The organism is Methylomonas sp. 2F7 (assembly GCF_057126975.1).
Genome location: NZ_CP195203.1, coordinates 1,418,159 through 1,437,843 on the forward strand (window position 1 = coordinate 1,418,159; position 19,685 = coordinate 1,437,843).

Here is a 19,685-nt window from a genome sequence, read left to right on the forward strand (position 1 = left end):
TTTTAACCATGAGTCAGACCACGGTAAGCAGGGAAGAGGCGATCAATGCCAACATTTACGTCCATGCGTTTCTCGCCAACGCGGGTGAATACAACAAGAGCCCGCATTTTCGTCCCGAAAACAAGGAAAAGGTGCGCAATATCCTGCTGCGGCTGACTGCTGCCTGCCGCGAGAAAAACAAGGTGATCGATTTCGGTTGCGGCACCGGCTTCATGATTCACCTGATGCATGACCTGTTCGGCGAAGTGCATGGCGTGGATATTACCCAAGACATGATGAAGCAGGTAGACCTGAGTTCAGGCAATGTGACCTTGCATGAAAGTATGGCCGAAAGCACGCCATTTTCTGCTGATACGTTTGATTTCGCCACGGCGTACTCCTTCATGGATCATTTGGTCGATTACCGCGCATTTCTTCAGGAGGCATATCGCGTGCTGAAAAAAGGCGGGGTGTTCTACTCCGACCTCAACCCCAATCGCGACTTCATCATGGCGATTGCCGGGGCCGAAAAGCTCGCCGGCGGGGTATTGCCGATCACCCCGATCGTTCATCGCGAGATTCAGGGTGCATTGCATAACGGCGAGCACTATGAAGAGCACTACGGCATGAACGCCGAGTTGCTGGAAAAGGCGGAGCCGATCAAGACCCATGACAAGGGCTTCAGTGCTGTGGAAGTGCTGGAGGCCGCGCGAGCCATCGGTTTTTCGGATTGCCGCGTCGAATTCGAATGGTTCCTCGGCCAGGCCAAGGTGATGCACGAGCAGTCCCGTGCGGATGCCGATACGGTAGAGCAGTATCTGAACGCCGTCCTGCCGGTGTCGTCACACCTGTTCAAATACCTGCGGTTCGTTTTCGTCAAATAATGACCAGGCCACTGGTGATTTTCGGCGCGGGGTCGCTGGCCCGGTTGGCCCATTACTACGCCACCCACGAAATGGGGTTGCGGGTGCTGGGGTTTGTCGTGGATGCCGACAGAAAAAATATCGATACATGTTGCGGTTTGCCCGTGTTCAGTTGGGAGGCGTGCCCGGCGCAACACCCTCCGGCCTCAACGTCGATGTACGTTGCCGTTGGCTACCGCGAAATGCGCCAGCGCCAACGCTTGTTCGACCGTGCCAAGGCCGCCGGATATGGTTTGCAGAACATCGTCTCCACCTCGGGATTCTTAGCGGCAACCGTACAAATGGGAGAAAACAATTTCATCATGCCCGGCGCGGTCGTGGAACCCGGGGTGCGACTGGGGAACAACAACGTCGTGTGGTCCAACACCACGCTTTGCCATGACACCGTCGTCGGCCACCACAACTTCTTTGCCAGCAACGTGACCGTGGGTGGGGAAGTCACAGTCGGTGACCGCTGCTTTTTCGGATTCACCTCGACGGTTGTACATCAGCGTCGTGTTGGTGACGACGTGCTGTTGGCGGCCCAGTCACTCCTGCTTGACGATGGCGAGCCTCTGGGTTGGTACCAGGGCGTGCCGGCGAAGCGGGTAGAAAGTATCTCTGAACAGACGGGAGTTTGCGTGAAATGAGGCTGTTACTTTACGTGCTCCCCGTCGCTTTCCTTGTTGCTTACAGCCAGTTGGTCGTCAAGTGGCGTGCACAATTAGGCGGGGTGGTTTCGCTCGATAAGGATTTTATCCATAAGTTGGTAGGTTACTTTTCCGATGGATACATTCTCTCTGCCTATGCTACGGCCCTGCTGGGTTCTTTTCTTTGGCTGGTCGTGGTGTCTCGTATTCCTCTCTCCATCGGCTTCCCTGTCTATATCGGGGTGACATTCCTCATGGTGATGGTGGGGAGTTGGTTATTTTTGGGTGAGCCTGTCTCGGTCATAAGAATGGCTGCGGCCACGCTCATTCTTGCGGGTATCGTGCTTGGGGCTACGGAGTCATGAACCCCGAAATGGATGAATGGCTCGACAGGCTTCACACAAAGGTCGCTCACGACGCGCCAGAGCTTTTGGAATTGTTCAACACCTATGCTGGCGAGGCCCGCTTTGGGAGAACCTATATTGAGCCCAATCTCCAGCAATTAACGTCCGGTGCACAGATTCTCGAAGTGGGTGCAGGAGCGTTGATCCTGTCGTCCCAACTGGTGCGTGAAGGTTACCGCGTCACCGCCCTTGAGCCGACAGGCGAGGGTTTTTCGCATTTTGATCGATTGCGTTCGCTGGTCGTGGCGCAGGCGATTGAAGATAAATGCATGCCTGTTTTATTGGAGATTCCAGCGGAATCGCTCGAAATCAAAAACAGGTTCGACTTTGCGTTTTCCATCAATGTGATGGAGCACGTGGTTAATGTCGAAGCGGTAATCAATAGCGTCTCCCGGAGTCTTGCCTGTGGAGGGGCCTATCGCTTCGCATGCCCCAACTATATGTTTCCGTACGAGGCGCATTTCAATGTTCCAACGTTGGGTTCAAAAAAATTGACGGAAAAAGTGTTTCTAAAGTCCATTCGGAACAGAAAAGATTTGCAAGACCCTGAAGGCTTATGGAATTCCTTGAACTGGATTACGGTACCGAAAATAAGAAATGTTGTAGTGAAGAACAAAGCGTTAAAAGTTTACTTTGGAAAGAAATTGTTCTATCGGATGCTTGAGCGATTGGCTTCAGACCCGATTTTTTCCGCACGTCGGACTCCGTGGATGCGCCAAGTTCTCAAGATGGTGGTTGGAAGCGGGCTGCACAAAATCGCAATTTTGATCCCGCCAATTGTTCAGCCTGTGATTGATTGCACATTGGTGCGATCAGAAACCTTGGAGAGTTTTCAGTGAAAGTCCCTTTCAACAAGCCCTACATGACGGGCAAGGAGCTGTTCTACATCGCCGAGGCCCACTTCAACAGCATGCTGGCGGGGGATGGCCCGTTCACCAAAAAGTGCCATCGCTGGCTGGAAGAAGAAACAGGCGCGAAAAAAGCCTTGCTGACGCACTCGTGCACGGCGGCGCTGGAAATAGCGGCGATGCTGGCTGACATCCAGCCGGGCGATGAGGTGATCATGCCTTCGTATACCTTTGTCTCGACCGCCAACGCCTTTGTGCTGCGCGGCGGGGTACCGGTGTTCGTGGATATTCGTCCGGATACGCTGAACATCGATGAAACCCTGATCGAGGCCGCGATCACCCCCCGGACCAAGGCCATCGTGCCGGTGCATTACGCCGGGGTGGCATGCGAGATGGATACCATCATGGACATTGCCCGACGCCACAACCTGCTGGTGATCGAAGATGCAGCGCAGGGGGTGTTTTCCACCTACAAGGGCAAGACGCTGGGCGCCATCGGCCACATGGGCGCGTATTCCTTCCATGAGACCAAGAACGTGATTTCGGGCGAGGGCGGGGCGCTGCTGATCAACGACGAGCGGTTTGTCGAGCGGGCCGAGATCATCCGAGAGAAAGGTACCAACCGCAGCCAGTTCTTCCGCGGGCAGGTGGATAAATACACCTGGGTGGATATAGGCTCGTCCTACCTGCCGGGCGAGGTGATCGCCGCCTTCCTGTGGGCGCAACTGGAGGAGGCTGGCAATATAACTAAGCGTAGGCTATCTATTTGGGAGTCTTACCATCATTCTCTGGCATTGCTTGAAGAAATTGGGAAATTAAGGCGGCCTGTTGTTATGCCAGATCCTTCCCAACATAACGCTCATATGTATTATATTTTGGTAGATTCTTTAGTTATTAGAACACACCTAATTAACGAACTGCAAAAACTAGGTATAAATGCAGTATTTCATTATGTACCGTTGCATTCATCGCCGGCTGGACGCAATTTCGGAAGAGCTAATGGTAAGCTATCAAATACCGATCAACTGTCAGAACGCTTACTACGTTTGCCTTTTTGGCTAGGTATCGAAGAAGAGTTGCCCTATATTATTGAGAGTTTGAATAAATTATTGAATTGCTAATCTAGTTATTCCAGAATAATATGTCATACATAACTTGAATATTTAAAATAAATGTCTGATAGCGTTAATTGGAATAATCGCATCTTAGAGCCTGTAATAATTACCTATAATCGGGCCGCATGTTTAAAAGAAACTTTGCGAACTTTTCTCGATGCCGGTCTGGCCGAGATGCGTTTGCATGTTTTGGATAATGCATCGACAGATGAAACAGGTGATGTTGTGGCTGAATATCAGGAACAATGGCCTAATCTGCAATATCATCGCAATAAATATAATATTGGCGGTAACGGTAATATTTTGCGTGCAGTGGAAATAACTGATTCAAAATATTGCTGGATTATTGGCGATGATGATGACTGGCACCTAGAATATGTTATAGATTTAATTTATGCGCTAGAAAATAGCGATGCCGATATTATTCGTTTGGGTTGGCTGGTAGAGGATAAGCATAGAGGTCAGCTTATCAGTGCGCTGGATTTGGCTCAAAATGAATCGTTATTCTTTGCTAGTATTAGCATGATTTCCGCAACAATAACTCGGCGTTCTATTTTGGCCGCTTATTTACCAAATTCCTACATGAATATTGGTGATGCCTACCCTCAATTAGTACCAGCAATCCTTGCTGTTCAAGCTCAGCCTCTAGTTGTTTACAGTACGAAAAATAACATAATGACACATACCCCAAATACAGCCCCAGGATATTATTTCGGCGATTTGGAATGGTATGCCGGTTGGTTCAGGACTAGTCGGTTTTTGCAGGATAGAAAGCTCCGTATAAAATTTATTGGGGAAATCACTCGGTATATGACAAGGGACAGGAATAGCAAGAACGGCTGCTTATGGTTGGTTAAAGTCGCTTTAAACTATAAAGCCCAAGGTATAAATCAATTCAATTATTTGTTGTCGATGATGGCATATGGTGATGGTTGGCGCGGCCGTATACTAATCGTATTGCTGGTCTATTGCTTAATGCCCGGCCGTTTGGCTGGAGGGTTGCGCCGATTTTATCGTAAGCTTTTTAACTTACCCGAGAGAACTTTAACTATTGATCGATCCAGGCTTTGATTTTTTTGCCGAATTGAATTTATAACTAGCCAATCCATTCATTGGATGCAGGGAACTCGAGGCAAAACTATATGCAGGTCGATAAGAAAACGTTAGCAGTTTTAGCGCAACGGGGTTGGCAGGCTGGCGCCGGCCTAGTTACGCTATTTTGCATCGCACGATATTTATCGCCAGCCGAACAAGGCTACTACTACACCTTTGCCAGTCTCGCCGGCTTGCAGGCGTTATTGGATATGGGCCTATCTACCATACTGGTGCAGCAGGCGGCGCATGAATTTGCCGAATTGACTTGGTTGCCGCATGGGGTGGTCGTTGGTAAAAATGTCGGCCGCTATCTGGCTCTGACTAAAAAAGCGTTGTATTGGTATGGTGTTTCAGGGCTGCTGTTTTTGTTGGTTTATCCAGGTGGTTTGTATTTCTTTAATCATCTGCCCCAGGAGTCGGATTTAGCCTGGCAACAACCTTGGTTGGTTCTGGTTGTTAGTACGGCTGTAGGTTTGGCCTTATTGCCGGTTTTGGCTATAGTGGAAGGCAGCGGGAGGGTTGTAGAGGTCTATTCGCTACGTTTGGTGCAAGGTATTGTTGGAGCTATAGCCATTTGGTTTACGCTTATCGAGGGGGGCGGCCTTTATGCGGTCGCTATGATGCCCGCATCGGCTGCCTTGATTGCTTTGGTATGGGCACTATTTCGCTATCCGAAACTATGGGTGTCAGCTTTGTTTGGAATTTCCGGAGACTTCGGTTGGTGGCGAGAGCTTTGGCCGATGCAATGGCGTTTGGGAATCAGCTGGCTCTGCGGGTATTTTTTAACTCAGATGCACACTCCGCTATTGTTTCAGACTCAGAATGCCGTTGTTGCAGGGCAAATGGGTGTGACGATGACTGTTTGCAACATGTTGGGTTTGTTAAGTCTAGCTTGGATGACGAGCAGAATTCCCGTGTTAGCCAAAGCTGCCGGGCAGCAGGAATGGGATTTACTGGACAACGAATTCAGCAAAGGTTTTAAGCGTTCGCTTGCGGTATTTGTTATTGGGGCGATGTTTTTTGTTTTGATTCGCTATGCAGCCGATTACACGGCGTATGGCGTACGGTTTTTACCGTTTTGGGAAACCGTTGTTTTAATCGGTGCAATTTTGTTTGCCCACATTTCCGGATTATTAGCTATCTATCTCAGGGCGCATCGCAAGGAGCCTTTTCTTTGGTTGTCCTTGTCCGGTGCGCTATTGACCGTCGGTGGCTCGGTTTGGCTGGCGCCAATTTGGGGTTCTGCCGGTATCGTGATGGTTTTACTTGCAGTAAATGTTGGCTTCGGTTTTCCGACATCGCTGTTGATGTGGGTAATGCTTCGTAAAAAATGGCACGCGACAATATAATAAAAAATATGAATAAACATACTAGGCCGTTGCTAACTGTTGCCATTCCAACTTGGAACAGGGCTGATTATTTAGTTAAGAATATCGAACAAATTTTATCTCAGCTTGGTGACTTAACTCACCCTATAGAGATTTTAATATCCGACAACTGTTCTACCGATAATACTAAAGATTGCGTTGAGGAGTTCTTAAACAAAGGCCTTCCAATACGATATATAAGAAACTCCGAGAACATTGGTCCTGATCTAAATATTGCACAATGTTTTAATCAGGCGGCGGGTCAATACGTTTTAATTTTTGGCGATGACGACTTACTGATAGATGGCTCATTAAAGCATCTGGAAAGTTTGCTAGCACGCAAAAGTTATGGCGTGGTTTCGGTTCGAGCATATGGATATGACTTCGACTTTAGGGCTGAATATCCCGGTGGTGGTGAGAAGTTGTATGAATTTGTAAACTCAAACGAGTTTATCGTTAAGTTAGGTAAGTTTTCAACTTTAATTTCCGTAAATATAATATCCAAGGATTATTTGCAAGGTGTCGATGCCAGCGATTATTGCGGAACCAATCTGGTACACATTGATTTAATTTATAGTGCCGCTTTAAAGGCGCCTGTTAATCTATATGTAGACGGTTATTTGGTGGCTTATAAACGTAATAATAGCGGGGGGTACTCGTTTTCGGACGTGTTCGTTGATAAGTTTGGCGCTATTGTTGATAAATATATCGATAGTGGGTTATCTGTCGATACTAAGCATAAACTCGAATCGGATATGTTAATAGGATACTATCCATACTATGTGTTAAGGCTACGGTTGCACGGAACCGAAGATTTGAGTATTGCCTATTCACGGTTTAATGCCAGATTTTCTCGGCATTGGGCTTTTTATTGTTTTGTCGCGCCAATTTTTAAGCTGCCGAAAGGATTCGCAATAACTTACGGCGCCATATCGGTTTTTATCGGGAGAGTATTAACTGGCGACTTTAGGCGCGGTTGTGCTTTCGTGTGGGTGCGGTTGGGCAAATTTATTCGGCATTAGTGTTCTGGTTATGAGCAATTGTCTTTATTAAAGATTGATAAAGCTCGCCTTATTCGTGTACGGACGAGTTCTGTTTGTTAGAGGTAGAAACGACTATTAATTATTGCAAGCTTCTTAAGTATTTATTTATCTCAGGTTAATGAAAATATCAATAGTCACCGTGTCTTATAATGCGGCGGAGTTTATTCGCGATAATTTGCTGTCAGTATCGCGGCAGGATTTTAATATTATAGAGCACATCGTAGTCGATGGCTGCTCAACCGATGGCACTGTCGATATAGTCCGTAAATATGGTCAGCATCTGGCCAAGTTTATTTCCGAACCTGATCACGGTATTTACGATGCGATGAATAAAGGTATTTTTCTGGCGTCCGGCGATGTGATAGGTACCTTGAATGCCGATGATGTGTATGCCGATGACACGATATTATCCCAAGTCGCCGACATATTTTCCGACCCCACCGTAGACGTCTGCTACGCTGATTTGTTGTATGTCGACAGATATGATGCTTCAAAAATTGTTCGATATTGGACTTCTTGCAACTATCGTAGCGGTTTATTCGAAAAAGGTTGGATGCCGGCCCATCCAACTTTTTTCGTGCGTCGCCGCATCTATGAGCAGTTAGGCGGGTTCGATTTACAATTTTCCAGGCAAGCAGACTTTGAGCTGACTATGCGATTTCTAGCCGTGAATAAGGTGAAGGCTGTCTATATTCCCAAAATCTGGATAAAAATGCGGACCGGCGGTATTTCCAACAATAGTCTGATCGGCATTATCAAAGGAAACATAGAAGCTTATTACGCTTGCCGAAAGAATAATCTGTCCGTGCGAATGCCGATGTTTATTTTGCGTAAGGTTCTTTCCCGGATGCCGCAGTTTTTCAATAGACCGACTGTCCCCGCGAAGTAATTCCGCAGTCGTTCCGGCTTAGGTTTTTACTGGTTCTTTGGCCAACGCTTGCGATACCCTGATGCCGGTGATAATTTGCTAGAATGCCTGTCAGCTCATTTTTAAGTACAGACATGAAACACATCGAACTTCTCTCTCCCGCCGGCACCATTCGTAATATGCGTTACGCTTTTGCGTTCGGCGCTGATGCCGTTTATGCTGGGCAGCCGCGTTATAGCCTGCGTGTGCGCAACAACGATTTTATGGCCGATAACCTAGCCAAAGGCATAGCCGAAGCGCATCAATTAGGCAAAAAGTTCTTTTTGGCTGCCAACGTGATTCCGCATAACGCCAAAGTCAAAACCTTTATTAAAGATATTGAGCCGATCATTGCAATGGGGCCGGATGCTTTGATCATGGCTGATCCGGGTTTGATTATGATGATCCGTGAGCAATGGCCAGATATGCCGATTCATTTGTCGGTGCAAGCCAACACGGTCAACTACGCCAGCGTTAGATTCTGGAAAAGCATGGGTGTGGAGCGGGTGATTCTGTCACGCGAGTTGTCGCTGGATGAAATTGCCGAGATTCGTCAGCAATGTCCGGATATGGAACTGGAAGTATTCGTGCACGGCGCGCTGTGCATTGCCTATTCTGGTCGCTGCTTGCTGTCTGGTTACTTTAATCATCGCGATCCGAATCAAGGTACCTGCACCAATTCCTGCCGCTGGAAATACGATACTAAACCGGCTGTGGAAAATGCCGAAGGTGATTATTTGTTGGCCGATAGTGCGGTCATTTCCATGAACGATCTGAATCAGGGACTAAACACCGCCAGTTGCGGCGGTGCTGATCGGCATCCGCTCGCTGACAATATCTATTTCCTGGAAGAAGAAGGCCGTCCGGGCGAATTGCTGCCGGTAATGGAGGACGAAAACGGTACCTATATCATGAACTCCAAGGATTTGCGGGCGATTGAGCATGTGCAGCGCTTGGTGGAAATCGGTATCGACAGCCTGAAAATCGAAGGTCGCACCAAGTCGCATTTTTATGTGGCGCGCACCGCGCAAACCTATAGGCAGGCGATAGACGATGCCTTGGCCGGCCGGCCGTTTCAGCCCGAGTTGTTGGGTGTTTTGGATAATTTGGCCAATCGCGGCTATACCGACGGCTTTTACCAGCGTCACCATACCCACGAACATCAAAATTACTTGTCCGGTTACTCTAAAAGTCACCAGCAGCAATTCTGCGGTGAAATTACCCATTACAACGCCGAGACCGGTTGGGCGGACATTAGCGTTAAAAATAAGTTTTCGCTGGGCGACAAGCTGGAATTGATTCTGCCGCACGGCAATCGGGATATAACGGTCGAAAATATGGTCGATAAATACGGCCAGCCCATGCAGGAAGCGTCCGGCGGCGGTTATGAAGTGAAGATTCCGCTGCCCGATGCCGATTGCCAGTACGGATTGCTGGCGCGTTATTACTAGCCTTTGGAGGCTGTATGTCATTTCTTACCGGCGCTTTATGTGACCGTTTTTCCGCCCAAGAAAACTTTCAAATTGCCGAGCCTTTGTTTCGGTATTTCGGCGGTAAAAGCCAGTTCAGCGGGCAAATCACTACTTTAAAAGTGTTCGAGGACAATACTTTAGTACGGACCGTGCTGGAAGAAAAAGTCACTGATCGGGTGTTAGTGATCGACGGTGGGGGCTCAAAGCGTTGCGCCTTGTTGGGGGATGCCTTGACTGCTTTGGCAGTCGAAAATGGCTGGCAGGGTATCGTTGTGTACGGCAGTATTCGCGGCTCCGAAGCCATTAACAAGATGCCGATTGGCGTGGTGGCTTTGAATACGCATCCGCTATGCAGCAGTAAGCACGGCCATGGGCACCGAGACTCGGTGATTACCTTTGCCGGTGTCAATTTCAAAAAAGACCACTATCTGTACGCCGATAGCGACGGAATTATCGTCTCGGAAACAAAATTGGATTAAAATCCTTTTGTCTTAACCAAGTAAAATACTCAAGAATATGCAAATCGTACTCGCAAACCCTCGTGGATTCTGTGCCGGCGTTGACCGGGCTATTGAAATTGTCGATCAAGCGATCGATACCTTCGGTGCACCGATTTATGTGCGGCACGAAGTGGTGCATAACCGTACGGTAGTCGACGGCTTGAAGGAAAAAGGCGCAATTTTTATCGAAGAACTGAGTGACGTGCCGGTGGGTTCGTACCTGATTTTTAGCGCTCATGGCGTGTCCAAACAGGTCCAAAAAGAAGCTGAAGAGCGCAAGTTGACGGTATTCGACGCGACCTGTCCGTTGGTGACCAAGGTGCATATGCAAGTCGCTAAGCACGCCAAGCAGGATAGGGAAGTGATTCTGATCGGTCATGCCGGCCATCCCGAAGTGGAAGGCACCATGGGTCAATACGATAAGTGTACCGAGCATGGCGACATTTATCTGGTTGAAACCCCGGATGATGTCAAAAACCTGAGAGTCAATAATCCGGATAATCTGGCTTATGTTACGCAAACCACGTTGTCGATGACTGACACCAAAATAATGGTCGACGCATTGCGTGAACAGTTTCCGTCGATAAAGGAACAGAAGAAAGACGATATTTGCTATGCCACCCAAAACCGCCAAGATGCTGTCCACGATCTGGCAAAGATTTCGGATCTGATTTTGGTGGTAGGTTCGCCGAACAGTTCCAACTCCAACCGCTTGCGGGAAATTGCCGAACAGCTAGGTAAGCAGGCGTTTTTGATCGATACCTATAAAGATTTGAAACAAGAGTGGCTGGATGGCATTAACGTGGTGGGCGTTACCGCTGGGGCATCTGCGCCTGAAGTGCTGGTGCAGGAAGTCATTAATCAGCTGAAGGAGTGGGGCGGCGAAACCACCCAGGTTCGTGAAAACAAAGGTATAGAAGAAAAAGTGGTATTCTCGATTCCGAAAGAATTGAAAAAACATATGGAAGCTTGATTCCGTTTCCGACTGGAGAGTTTTTATGAGCCTTACTGCCCAAGAACTGGTGGCTGCCGCCAAACAGCAGATTACTGAAATCGACGTGGCGACTGCGCAAACGCGCTTGAGCAGTTTATTGCTGGATGTGCGTGAGCCGGCCGAATACGCCGCCGGACATTTGCCGGGGGCCGTCAATATTCCGCGCGGCTTGCTGGAGTTCAAGATCGACAGCCATCCGGATTTTCAAGGCCGGCAACAGGCGGATATAGTGGTTTATTGCCAGACTGGCGGGCGTTCGGCGCTGGCTACTCAGGTATTGAATCAACTGGGTTATAGCGGTGCGGTCAGTATGGCGGGCGGTTTTAAAGCCTGGACGGAGAGCGGTTTAAGCGTTGAGTGAGTTAAGTCAAGTCCGCATCGATAAATGGCTGTGGGCCGCGCGTTTTTTCAAGACGCGCGGTCTGGCCGGCGATGCGGTCAGCGGCGGCAAAGTGCATGTCAACGGCCAGCGCTGTAAGCCGGGCAAGGAAGTGAAAGTCGGCGATTTGATTAGCGTCACCAAGGACCAATACACTTGGGAGCTCACGGTGACCGATCTGAATAATCAACGCCGTCCGGCTAAAGAGGCAGTGGCACTTTACAGCGAAGACCAAGCCAGTATCGATAAACGGCTTAAGCAAATCGAGTTACATAAGCAGCAGCAATCCTTGCAGCATCCGTCAGAGCGCGAGCATAAACCGAACAAAAAACAACGCCGGCAAATCCATCGCTTCAAACAGGACGCGCTCTAAGCGCTATTGCAGCGTCGAACAAAACAATAGCCACAAAACACACTTCAATTTATCATTCCCGGCTAACTTGCATGGAATTAGTGCTTGAATAGCGTCTATCCGCGGCATCAAGATGCCTTACGATAAATTTTATCGCACCACGATTAAGCGGCGCCTAAGAACTCGATTCTACATTTAAACGATACTGCATCGGGCACATGCCTGCCTGGGTTTCGCGACACCATAGGATATTTAATGTCGATACGTTGTTTTTCAGTCCTTACTACTGCATTGCTAACCAGCGGTTTGCTGGCCGGTTGCGCCACAACCCGGCAAATTGCCGTCGATTATCCGAAAACCGAGTCTTTACCGATCAAGCCGCTACGCGGTCAAACCACGGTGAGTGGCGATGATTACTATGTGCAATTAGTGTCGGACTTTGATTTCAAGGGGGATAATGCCTTGAAAGGCGGTTGTAGCGATGTAGGTGGCCACTACGAAAACGGCGACCTATCCGCCGCGCTGGTATTTAGCGTTCATAACGATCCGCTAAAACTGAAGCGCGAAGCCAGCGGCTTTTTGTATCAAGCCACCACCGGCAAATGCAATTTCAAACTGGAAACCAAAAAAGCCTCTCTGACGCCTTGGTTAAGGCTCGACTCCAGTAAGGACACCCTGATCGAATACAATTTTTTGACCAGTAACAGCCACGAAGCCAATCTTTCCCAGTTGATCAGCGACGTTAATGCCGCCAGCAGTTTGTTCGCCTTCACCGGCGTCGGCGCCGGTATGGCAGTAATGGGCAAACTGGCCGGCAACTGGGTGGAGAGCAATCCGCAAGTGATGGCCAAAACCCCGGCTGCCGGCCCTTCCGGTAACGGTAAATACAGTTCCGAGACGCATTCTTTGCCTGCCAGCGTGGTACTTGCGGGTGACAGCAGTAGTTTCAATCAAATCCGTCTAGGTGTTTATGAAGTGGTTGAAGGTGGATTAAGTGCCTGGTCTTCCGAAAGCAAACTGCTGGGCGAATTGCGGGTGTACCCGGAAATTGTCTCATCATTACTGTTGAAAACCTCCGGCGATCTGCCGCCCGATGCGCATGATTTGTCACTTGATGAATTGTGGCGGGTACCGATCCAAACCGCCAACGGCGAAGTGAGTTTGCGGCAGTTGATCGATCAGGTAGATCCGGCCGCCAAACCCAATCTGCAACCGGATTGGCAGAATTATCCGGATGTAGAAAGCCAATGCCGGCGCTTGAAGTTGGCGATGAAGGATTTGGGCTTCAATAAATTCGATCGCAATGCGGTGTTGTATTATTTCTTGAGTAAAACCTCGCCGGATTGGAAAAACTTTAATATCTCCGCGCAGCGGGCCATGACAGACGAAATTCGGCCGAAGTTGCTGGAGCAATATCGGGCTAAGGATTTCGCCGGCTGTCTGGCGAGCGAAGACTACGCCGTAATGAAGAGCATGAAACTGGCGGTTAATACCGAGCAGGATTGGGAGGCGCTGACCAACTCCCGGCAGAAAAAAGAAGGCGTCATCAACCCGATTCAATCGGCGGCGCGACAATTTTTATCGGCCTTGCAAAATCCCAACAAGGACGAGGCCGCCCGGCAGTTATACCCTTTGTTAAATACCGAAAAAGGTGGGAACGGGACGCTGTTACTGCAAAACCATCTGGGCAACTTTGGCTTGGAAGCGCTTTTGCAAGTACCGACGGTAGCCGACGAAGGCTTGCTAATCAACGCCGGTCAGCTGGCCGCCGTGTTTAGTGGGTTGAACGTCGAGACCTACAGTTGTGCGCGTCCGGCTCAGGATCAAGGCCAGCCTTTGGCGAACATTGGCATTATGCTGTTTGTCACCAAGCCCGGCAGTCCGCGCGAAAAAGGTGGGGCTTTGGAGTTTGAGTTAGTCCAAGGCAAGATCGCCCGATTGGCTTTTCAACATCCGTCCTTCCGCGATTTCGAACAAAATCTGGCCGATTACCCGGATCTCGGCGGATGTCGAATAGAAACCGATTTATTGAATAAGTTGCACTAACTTCCAGCGCATGGTGGTGACAATGAAGCGGAAAAAGGGCTTGATCGCGGCACTGGGGCTAATCGCGCTTTTGGCACTCTATGCCTTTTTGGGGTTTTACCTGGTACCGACACTGGCGTTAAAAAAACTGCCGGCCTTGCTGCAGGAAGAAACCGGACAACAAGCCCGGCTATCAGCGATTCGCTTCAACCCATTCAAGTTCACGTTGATGGTGGAAGGCTTTGCCTTGGGGCCTAAAGACGGCAAAGACCTGGTGGGCTTCCAGCGTTTATTCGTCGATTTGGACGCAGTGGAATCGGCAAAGCTTGGCGGCGTGGTGTTAGATGCCCTTGAGTTGAATAATCCGCAATTCAATATCGAACGTCGCGCCGATGGCGCGTTCAATTTTGCGGATATAAAAGTCAAACAATCAGAGCAGCAGCCCAACACAAAAGACAATGGCGGCGATAGCTTGGCGCTGTTGATCCATCAAATTGCGATCAAAGAAGGGCGCATAAGCTGGCAGGATGCTGTTACCGGTCAAGTGCTATCGGAAAACCTGTTACCGCTTAATCTAACGCTCAACGAGTTCAGTACCCAAGCGGCAAGCAGCGCGGTCGGCGATTTGAGCATGGGGTTGGAGTCGGGCGGAAATATCGAATGGCATGGCGATTTCACAATTGCGCCACTGGCTTCAAAGGGTCATCTGAAGTTGGAAAACATTGGTCTGGCAAGAAGCTGGTACTTATTTTTGCAACAAATCCTGCCTGTGGAAATCGTCAACGGTCTGCTTGGCTTGCAAGTCGATTACACGCTTGCCGAAGCGCCGCATGGTTTGCTGACAAAAATCAGCAACGGCAACATCGACATCAAACAGCTGGAAATCACCGAGAACAATCACGGTAAACCTTTAGTCAGCGTGCCGGCCTTGGCGGTCAGTGGGATTAATATCGATGTTAATCAACAGCAAGTTGAGATTAGCGCGGTATCCAGCAGCGATGCGGCGATTAACGCATGGTTGCAAGCGGACGGCACTGTCAATTACCAGGCGTTGTTTGCTGGAGATGCCGTTGATCCAGCCGCCACTCAGCCATCGACAACACCGGCGGTTGCGGAGGAGAGCAAGCCGTGGCTGGTTAAAGTGGATGAGTTAGCGCTTAACAACTACAACATTCATTTTACCGATTTCAGTCTGCCGAAGCCGCTGGAACTGCAACTGAGCGAGTTGAGTTGCAAGTTGCAGAAATTCAGCACGCAGGACGGCGGCAAATTGCCTGTGCAATTGAGCAGCAAGTTTAATAATACCGGCGGTTTGAAAGTTGACGGCGAGATGAGTTTGCAGCCCTTTACGGGGTCTTGGGCGCTGGATATTCAGGATGTTAATCTTAAGGTGTTCCAGCCTTATCTGGATCCATTTTTGAAACTGGAATTGGTGGATGGCGACTTTAGCGGGAAGGGCAATCTGCAATTGGCGGTTGCCGATCAGCTGCAACTCACCTTTCAAGGCGGCGCCAATTTAGAAGGTTTGGTGACTCGCGATCAGGTCAAGAACGTGGATTTCTTGAAATGGTCGAATTTGGAGGTGTCGGGGATAGACATCGATTTGGCGAAACAGGACTTCAAATTCGCCAGGGTGATGTTTGATCGTCCTTACCTGCGGTTTAATATTAAAAAGGACGGTCAAACCAATATCGACGACCTGATGGTGTCGCAAATGCCTGCAAAACCAGCGCCAGCGGCCAAACCTCCTGAAAAACCGGCGGCTGACAAACCCGCCGAGCCGCGTGTCAGTATCGGTAAAATCGAATTGAAAGAGGGTAAATCCGATTTCTCGGACTACTCCTTGATATTGCCGTTCGTGGCGGCCATGAACAGTCTCAATGGCGAAGTCAGCGGATTTTCTTCGGATAAAGACGCCGAGGCCAAGTTGGCTTTAAAAGGTAAGGTTTACGAGATGGCTTCGGTGGGCATCAAAGGCAAATATCAATTCGATACCGGTGATTCGGATATTGCCCTAAATTTTACCAACATGCCTCTACCGCTGATTACGCCTTATATGGCTGAGTTTGCCGGCTACCGGATTGAAAAAGGCCAAATGGCTCTGGATTTGCGATACACCATCAAGCAGGGACAGTTGGCGGTGCAGAATAAATTACTCATTGATCAGTTGACGCTGGGAGAGCATGTGGAAAATCCCAATGCGGTGTCCTTGCCCTTGCATTTAGCGATTGCTTTATTGAAAGATGCCGACGGCAAAATCAATCTGGATTTTCCAATCACCGGCAGTTTGGAAGATCCGAAATTCAGTATCGGCTCATTGCTGGCCAATGTGTTGGTCAATCTGATCTCCAAAGTGGCGATGTCGCCGTTCAAGGCGCTGGGTTCGCTATTGGATGACGATAAGGATTTTAGCGCTGTGGCTTTCGCGCCAGGTAGTGCCGAATTGGCTGTTGAAGAATCCGCTAAATTGGATCAGCTTAACAAAGCCTTGCTCAGCAAACCCGAATTGACCCTGGAAATCAAAGGTATTGCCTACGAAAACATGGATTGGCCGGCGATGCGTTTTGAAGCGGTAAAGGATGTATTGAAAAAAATGCGCTCAGGCGAGTTGCGCGACAAGGGCGAGAAAGTTCGGCACGAGTATATTGAATTGTCCGACGATGACTACAAGCGCTTGCTGGCCAAGTTTTTTGGTGAAGTTTTCCCGCTGGAGATGGATAGATCGTTGTTGGGCAAACCACGGATCAAGAGTAATCCGGACGCTGATTTTTACCCGTTGGCGCAACAGAAACTGGAAGGTATTTTTCCACCGGATCCGCAGCGTCTGAACGATCTGGCGATTGCCAGAGCCAACCATATCGCGCAGTATCTGGCCGATCCCGGCGGTATTAGTAAAGACAGGCTATATCTGCTGGCAACCGAGCTGAATCAGGCCGAAACAGCCGATGGGATTAAGTCAGTGCTATCGTTGAGCGCTTCACAGTAAACGGAAGCTTACACTGTTTGTAATATAATGGCGTTTACGCAGCGATAGTGGCGCGTCGATTTGTATTAAAGGTTTTTAAAAATGGAGATTCTAATGTCAACCCAGTTTTTTCGATTTATTCCGCTGTTGGCGCTAAGCCTAGGCGGACTGTTTTTCGTGTCTCCGGCAGCCGCGCAATCGCTAACATCCTGCACGATGACTTACAAGTTAAGTGGTTGGTCACTCGTTTATAAGCAATACGATGGCCTTGGTAATATCAGTTGTAGTAACGGACAGCGGGCACAAGTTGCACTGGCTTCCAAGAGCATAGGTTTTACCATCGGTAAATCGGAAATCGAGGGCACCGGGGTGTTTTCCGAAGTTAGAAATTTGAATGAAATCTATGGCAGCTTTGTCGCTTTTGAAGGGCACGCCGGCGCCACCAAGTCGATAGACGGGCAACTGCTAACCCGCGGCGAAATCTCTTTGGCACTCTCCGGCAAGGGTCGCGGTATAGACATTGGCGTCACGCTGGGCGCTTTGACTATCTCGCCTAGATGATCGGTTTTTACGTTGCCAGTGCTTACCGGTAAGGTTAGAGATTTTGCTGATTATGACAATGATAGGTAAGCTGTGCCGTATATAGTCCGAGATCAGGCGGGTGCAATTGTGCAACTGCGCGACAGCGGCGACGAGTGGCTCGATGTCGACCACCCGGAAGTAGCGGTATTCTTGCAGAAGGTCCCAAGTGATAAGGCAAGGGAAGCCTTGTCAGCCACCGATAACGATATGGTCAGAGTGATAGACGACTTGGTGGATTTACTGGTGGCCAATCAGGTATTGATTTTTACCGAGCTTCCTGAACGCGTGCAAACTAAGTTATTGGCAAGGAAACAACTCAGAAAGGATGTGAATGCCTTGCAAAATTTGATGATAGACGACGAAGGGTTGTTCTAGGCGATGGCTGATGGCTTAGCAACGCAGCGCGCTGTTGGTTTTGTCGCCTATTGGGATGTCATCCTGCATAGTGAGGGATACCCAGTACTTTCATCAATAATGGATTCTTTGTGAAAAACTCTTTTTTTCTGGTCATACCCCAGCAAAAAAATGATCCCCAATTATCGGCGTCGTTTACCGACGATGCGTTACGGCAATGGATTGCGGAACTGCCCACTGCCAATCCCGGTCTGGCTGCCCGTTTGTTTTACGAGTTGTTGGGTGAATTGATTTCGGTGGAAATGCCAGCGGCAAAACGCTTGCATGCCTTGGAGTTACTCAGAGACAGCTTTTACTTGATCGACGATTATTTGCGCTCGCGACTGATCAAGTTCGGTTTCCCAAAGGGTGAAAGCGAAAAAAAAATCTTCGGCTTGGCCTGCGCAATCGAAAGACAATTTACCATCGGCTATTGGAGCGTGGTGAAGGATTTGACCCGCCGCGAAATCGGTTGGTTACAGGGTAAGTCTACCGCGCTGGCGATACAGCGGACTATCCGGGGCTTGAGCCGGATAGTGATAAGTCACTACATGATGAGCTATCCGGTGCCGGATTGGATCTGGATCGATTTGCACTCGTTGTATAAACTCGCCGTGAAGCTGGATAAGGCTGGCTCCAAGGTGGCCGACCAGGGCGGTATATTCAGCAAACTGTCGTCAGTCGAAGACAGCTATAAACAAATATTGCTGTTAAGTTTGGCCTATCCTTCCGGCTTGATGCAGAAAGAGTTTCAACTGGTTTATGAGTTTCTAGAGAAAATCAGCGATTTTTTGCAAATCGAAACCAAACCGGTAGCCGAACAAGCCGTGCAATGCGCGATTTTAATGGACGAAGACCTGCCGCCGGCGTTTTTGCTTAGTGGCGCGCAAACAGATCGCAGGTCGGACTCGGCCATGCTTTACCTGAATCTGACCAAGTTGGGTAAAGTGATCAAGCAGGCAGACAAGTTGTGCAGCAAGGACGAAGCGCGCTTTAGTTCGCTGGAGATCGATAAAAATAATCATCAAAAGCTATCGGCGGAACTGTTCGACTATCTGATGCAGCGCTGGCAAGGGAAGGAGCCGCAAGGGACGGTATATTTTGCTGATCGGCTGGATAGATATGTGGCTATTGGTTTGGAAACGACCTATGATCTATTGGAAACCGGTAGGCCGGGTTTGGAAACCGGTCTGGAAATACGGGCCGAGACTGACTCCGAGCGCGCCTTGTCTTGTAATTTCCAAAAGGAAGGCGTGCTGTCTATCGGCAGCTTGGTGAGTTTCCGCAAGATAGACGCGATGCCGCAACAACGCTCGCTCGGCGTGGTGTGCAAAATACTGCTCCCCAAGCAGGATTCCAAGCTGATATTCGAGGTGATGGTAATCGCCGCCCAAGCTTTCCCGGTGGCTTATCAGGCGCTCGAGGCGGACACCGACGCGGAGCGCAAGAAAGCCTTAATCTATGGCATAAGAGATAACGAAGGCGAAAAAAGCTTTATTATCATGGATTCTTTTCGCTTGAAAGACGGCGATTTATTGCGAATGTTTATGGGACATGAGAATTTTCCCATCATTTTGAACGGCCGCAGAAATATCGGCTTGGGCTACTGGCAGTTCGAATGCCGGCGTATTCTGGACGACGTCATTCCCACGCAGAACAAGAAGAAAGGCTATGATTTTATATAACAAAGACGATTGCCGGCCGGTTCCGACA

19 protein-coding genes are annotated in these 19,685 nt (G+C 49.1%); all 19 read left to right on the forward strand.

From position 1 onward, the window contains the following. The first annotated feature begins 8 nt into the window (after window positions 1-8). Complete coding sequence (locus ACR64Q_RS06485) at window positions 9-863, forward strand: class I SAM-dependent methyltransferase (RefSeq protein WP_313734016.1); 855 nt, start codon at window positions 9-11, stop codon at window positions 861-863. Continuing rightward, the gene (locus tag ACR64Q_RS06490) at window positions 863-1,531 is read left to right on the forward strand and encodes an acetyltransferase (RefSeq protein ID WP_026604255.1); all 669 of its coding nucleotides are present in this window, start codon (window positions 863-865) and stop codon (window positions 1,529-1,531) included. The genes ACR64Q_RS06485 and ACR64Q_RS06490 overlap by 1 nt, the downstream gene beginning before the upstream one ends. After that, on the forward strand, window positions 1,528-1,896 hold the full coding sequence (locus ACR64Q_RS06495) for a DMT family transporter (protein WP_026604256.1): 369 nt from the start codon (window positions 1,528-1,530) through the stop codon (window positions 1,894-1,896). Before ACR64Q_RS06490 ends, ACR64Q_RS06495 begins: the two co-directional genes overlap by 4 nt. After that, complete coding sequence (locus ACR64Q_RS06500; protein WP_313734017.1) at window positions 1,893-2,774, forward strand: class I SAM-dependent methyltransferase; 882 nt, start codon at window positions 1,893-1,895, stop codon at window positions 2,772-2,774. Before ACR64Q_RS06495 ends, ACR64Q_RS06500 begins: the two co-directional genes overlap by 4 nt. Further along, complete coding sequence (gene rffA, locus ACR64Q_RS06505) at window positions 2,771-3,904, forward strand: dTDP-4-amino-4,6-dideoxygalactose transaminase (protein ID WP_313734018.1); 1,134 nt, start codon at window positions 2,771-2,773, stop codon at window positions 3,902-3,904. Before ACR64Q_RS06500 ends, rffA begins: the two co-directional genes overlap by 4 nt. 51 nt (window positions 3,905-3,955) lie before the next feature. Next, the gene (locus ACR64Q_RS06510) at window positions 3,956-4,969 is read left to right on the forward strand and encodes a glycosyltransferase family 2 protein (RefSeq protein ID WP_026604259.1); all 1,014 of its coding nucleotides are present in this window, start codon (window positions 3,956-3,958) and stop codon (window positions 4,967-4,969) included. A 71-nt stretch (window positions 4,970-5,040) separates the two neighbouring features. Beyond that, window positions 5,041-6,342, forward strand: coding sequence for a lipopolysaccharide biosynthesis protein (locus ACR64Q_RS06515; protein WP_026604260.1), 1,302 nt, complete (start codon window positions 5,041-5,043; stop codon window positions 6,340-6,342). Between the two features lie 8 nt (window positions 6,343-6,350). Continuing rightward, the gene (locus ACR64Q_RS06520) at window positions 6,351-7,382 is read left to right on the forward strand and encodes a glycosyltransferase family 2 protein (protein ID WP_197026993.1); all 1,032 of its coding nucleotides are present in this window, start codon (window positions 6,351-6,353) and stop codon (window positions 7,380-7,382) included. A 139-nt stretch (window positions 7,383-7,521) separates the two neighbouring features. Next, window positions 7,522-8,292, forward strand: a complete 771-nt coding sequence (locus tag ACR64Q_RS06525) for a glycosyltransferase family 2 protein (protein ID WP_026604262.1) — start codon at window positions 7,522-7,524, stop codon at window positions 8,290-8,292. Window positions 8,293-8,405: 113 nt separating this feature from the next. Further along, a complete protein-coding gene (gene trhP, locus ACR64Q_RS06530; RefSeq protein WP_313734019.1) occupies window positions 8,406-9,761 on the forward strand; it encodes a prephenate-dependent tRNA uridine(34) hydroxylase TrhP in 1,356 nt (451 codons plus the stop codon). A gap of 14 nt (window positions 9,762-9,775) precedes the next feature. Continuing rightward, window positions 9,776-10,261: a ribonuclease E activity regulator RraA gene (gene rraA / locus ACR64Q_RS06535; protein WP_313734020.1), complete on the forward strand. Its 486-nt coding sequence runs from the start codon at window positions 9,776-9,778 to the stop codon at window positions 10,259-10,261. A gap of 37 nt (window positions 10,262-10,298) precedes the next feature. Further along, entirely contained in the window at window positions 10,299-11,255 is a 957-nt protein-coding gene (gene ispH, locus ACR64Q_RS06540; RefSeq protein WP_020485695.1) for a 4-hydroxy-3-methylbut-2-enyl diphosphate reductase, read from the forward strand. A 25-nt stretch (window positions 11,256-11,280) separates the two neighbouring features. Further along, window positions 11,281-11,637 (forward strand): rhodanese-like domain-containing protein, encoded by a 357-nt coding sequence (locus ACR64Q_RS06545; RefSeq protein WP_313734021.1) that lies wholly within the window; start codon window positions 11,281-11,283, stop codon window positions 11,635-11,637. Then, a complete protein-coding gene (locus tag ACR64Q_RS06550) occupies window positions 11,630-12,028 on the forward strand; it encodes an RNA-binding S4 domain-containing protein (RefSeq protein WP_313734022.1) in 399 nt (132 codons plus the stop codon). Before ACR64Q_RS06545 ends, ACR64Q_RS06550 begins: the two co-directional genes overlap by 8 nt. Window positions 12,029-12,262: 234 nt before the next feature. Beyond that, the gene (locus tag ACR64Q_RS06555; protein WP_313734023.1) at window positions 12,263-14,053 is read left to right on the forward strand and encodes a hypothetical protein; all 1,791 of its coding nucleotides are present in this window, start codon (window positions 12,263-12,265) and stop codon (window positions 14,051-14,053) included. 22 nt (window positions 14,054-14,075) lie between these two features. Further along, entirely contained in the window at window positions 14,076-17,018 is a 2,943-nt protein-coding gene (locus ACR64Q_RS06560) for a DUF748 domain-containing protein (protein ID WP_313734024.1), read from the forward strand. 93 nt (window positions 17,019-17,111) lie between these two features. Beyond that, window positions 17,112-17,558 (forward strand): hypothetical protein, encoded by a 447-nt coding sequence (locus tag ACR64Q_RS06565; protein ID WP_026604268.1) that lies wholly within the window; start codon window positions 17,112-17,114, stop codon window positions 17,556-17,558. 72 nt (window positions 17,559-17,630) lie between these two features. Then, complete coding sequence (locus ACR64Q_RS06570; RefSeq protein WP_026147263.1) at window positions 17,631-17,954, forward strand: hypothetical protein; 324 nt, start codon at window positions 17,631-17,633, stop codon at window positions 17,952-17,954. 110 nt (window positions 17,955-18,064) lie between these two features. Continuing rightward, window positions 18,065-19,657 carry a hypothetical protein gene (locus ACR64Q_RS06575; protein WP_026604269.1) on the forward strand — a complete coding sequence of 531 codons (1,593 nt, stop codon included), beginning with the start codon at window positions 18,065-18,067 and terminating at the stop codon, window positions 19,655-19,657. The last annotated feature ends 28 nt before the right edge of the window (window positions 19,658-19,685 follow it).

Excerpts from the sequence above, each read along its gene's own strand:
- ACR64Q_RS06515 (WP_026604260.1), top strand. The coding sequence starts at position 5,041 with ATGCAGGTCGATAAGAAAACGTTAGCAGTTTTAGCGCAACGGGGTTGG.
- ACR64Q_RS06520 (WP_197026993.1), top strand. The coding sequence starts at position 6,351 with ATGAATAAACATACTAGGCCGTTGCTAACTGTTGCCATTCCAACTTGG.
- trhP (WP_313734019.1), top strand. The coding sequence starts at position 8,406 with ATGAAACACATCGAACTTCTCTCTCCCGCCGGCACCATTCGTAATATG.
- ACR64Q_RS06560 (WP_313734024.1), top strand. The coding sequence starts at position 14,076 with ATGAAGCGGAAAAAGGGCTTGATCGCGGCACTGGGGCTAATCGCGCTT.
- ACR64Q_RS06555 (WP_313734023.1), top strand. The coding sequence starts at position 12,263 with ATGTCGATACGTTGTTTTTCAGTCCTTACTACTGCATTGCTAACCAGC.
- ACR64Q_RS06500 (WP_313734017.1), top strand. The coding sequence starts at position 1,893 with ATGAACCCCGAAATGGATGAATGGCTCGACAGGCTTCACACAAAGGTC.
- ACR64Q_RS06495 (WP_026604256.1), top strand. The coding sequence starts at position 1,528 with ATGAGGCTGTTACTTTACGTGCTCCCCGTCGCTTTCCTTGTTGCTTAC.
- ispH (WP_020485695.1), top strand. The coding sequence starts at position 10,299 with ATGCAAATCGTACTCGCAAACCCTCGTGGATTCTGTGCCGGCGTTGAC.
- ACR64Q_RS06565 (WP_026604268.1), top strand. The coding sequence starts at position 17,112 with ATGTCAACCCAGTTTTTTCGATTTATTCCGCTGTTGGCGCTAAGCCTA.
- ACR64Q_RS06525 (WP_026604262.1), top strand. The coding sequence starts at position 7,522 with ATGAAAATATCAATAGTCACCGTGTCTTATAATGCGGCGGAGTTTATT.
- ACR64Q_RS06545 (WP_313734021.1), top strand. The coding sequence starts at position 11,281 with ATGAGCCTTACTGCCCAAGAACTGGTGGCTGCCGCCAAACAGCAGATT.
- ACR64Q_RS06510 (WP_026604259.1), top strand. The coding sequence starts at position 3,956 with ATGTCTGATAGCGTTAATTGGAATAATCGCATCTTAGAGCCTGTAATA.
- ACR64Q_RS06490 (WP_026604255.1), top strand. The coding sequence starts at position 863 with ATGACCAGGCCACTGGTGATTTTCGGCGCGGGGTCGCTGGCCCGGTTG.
- rraA (WP_313734020.1), top strand. The coding sequence starts at position 9,776 with ATGTCATTTCTTACCGGCGCTTTATGTGACCGTTTTTCCGCCCAAGAA.
- ACR64Q_RS06485 (WP_313734016.1), top strand. The coding sequence starts at position 9 with ATGAGTCAGACCACGGTAAGCAGGGAAGAGGCGATCAATGCCAACATT.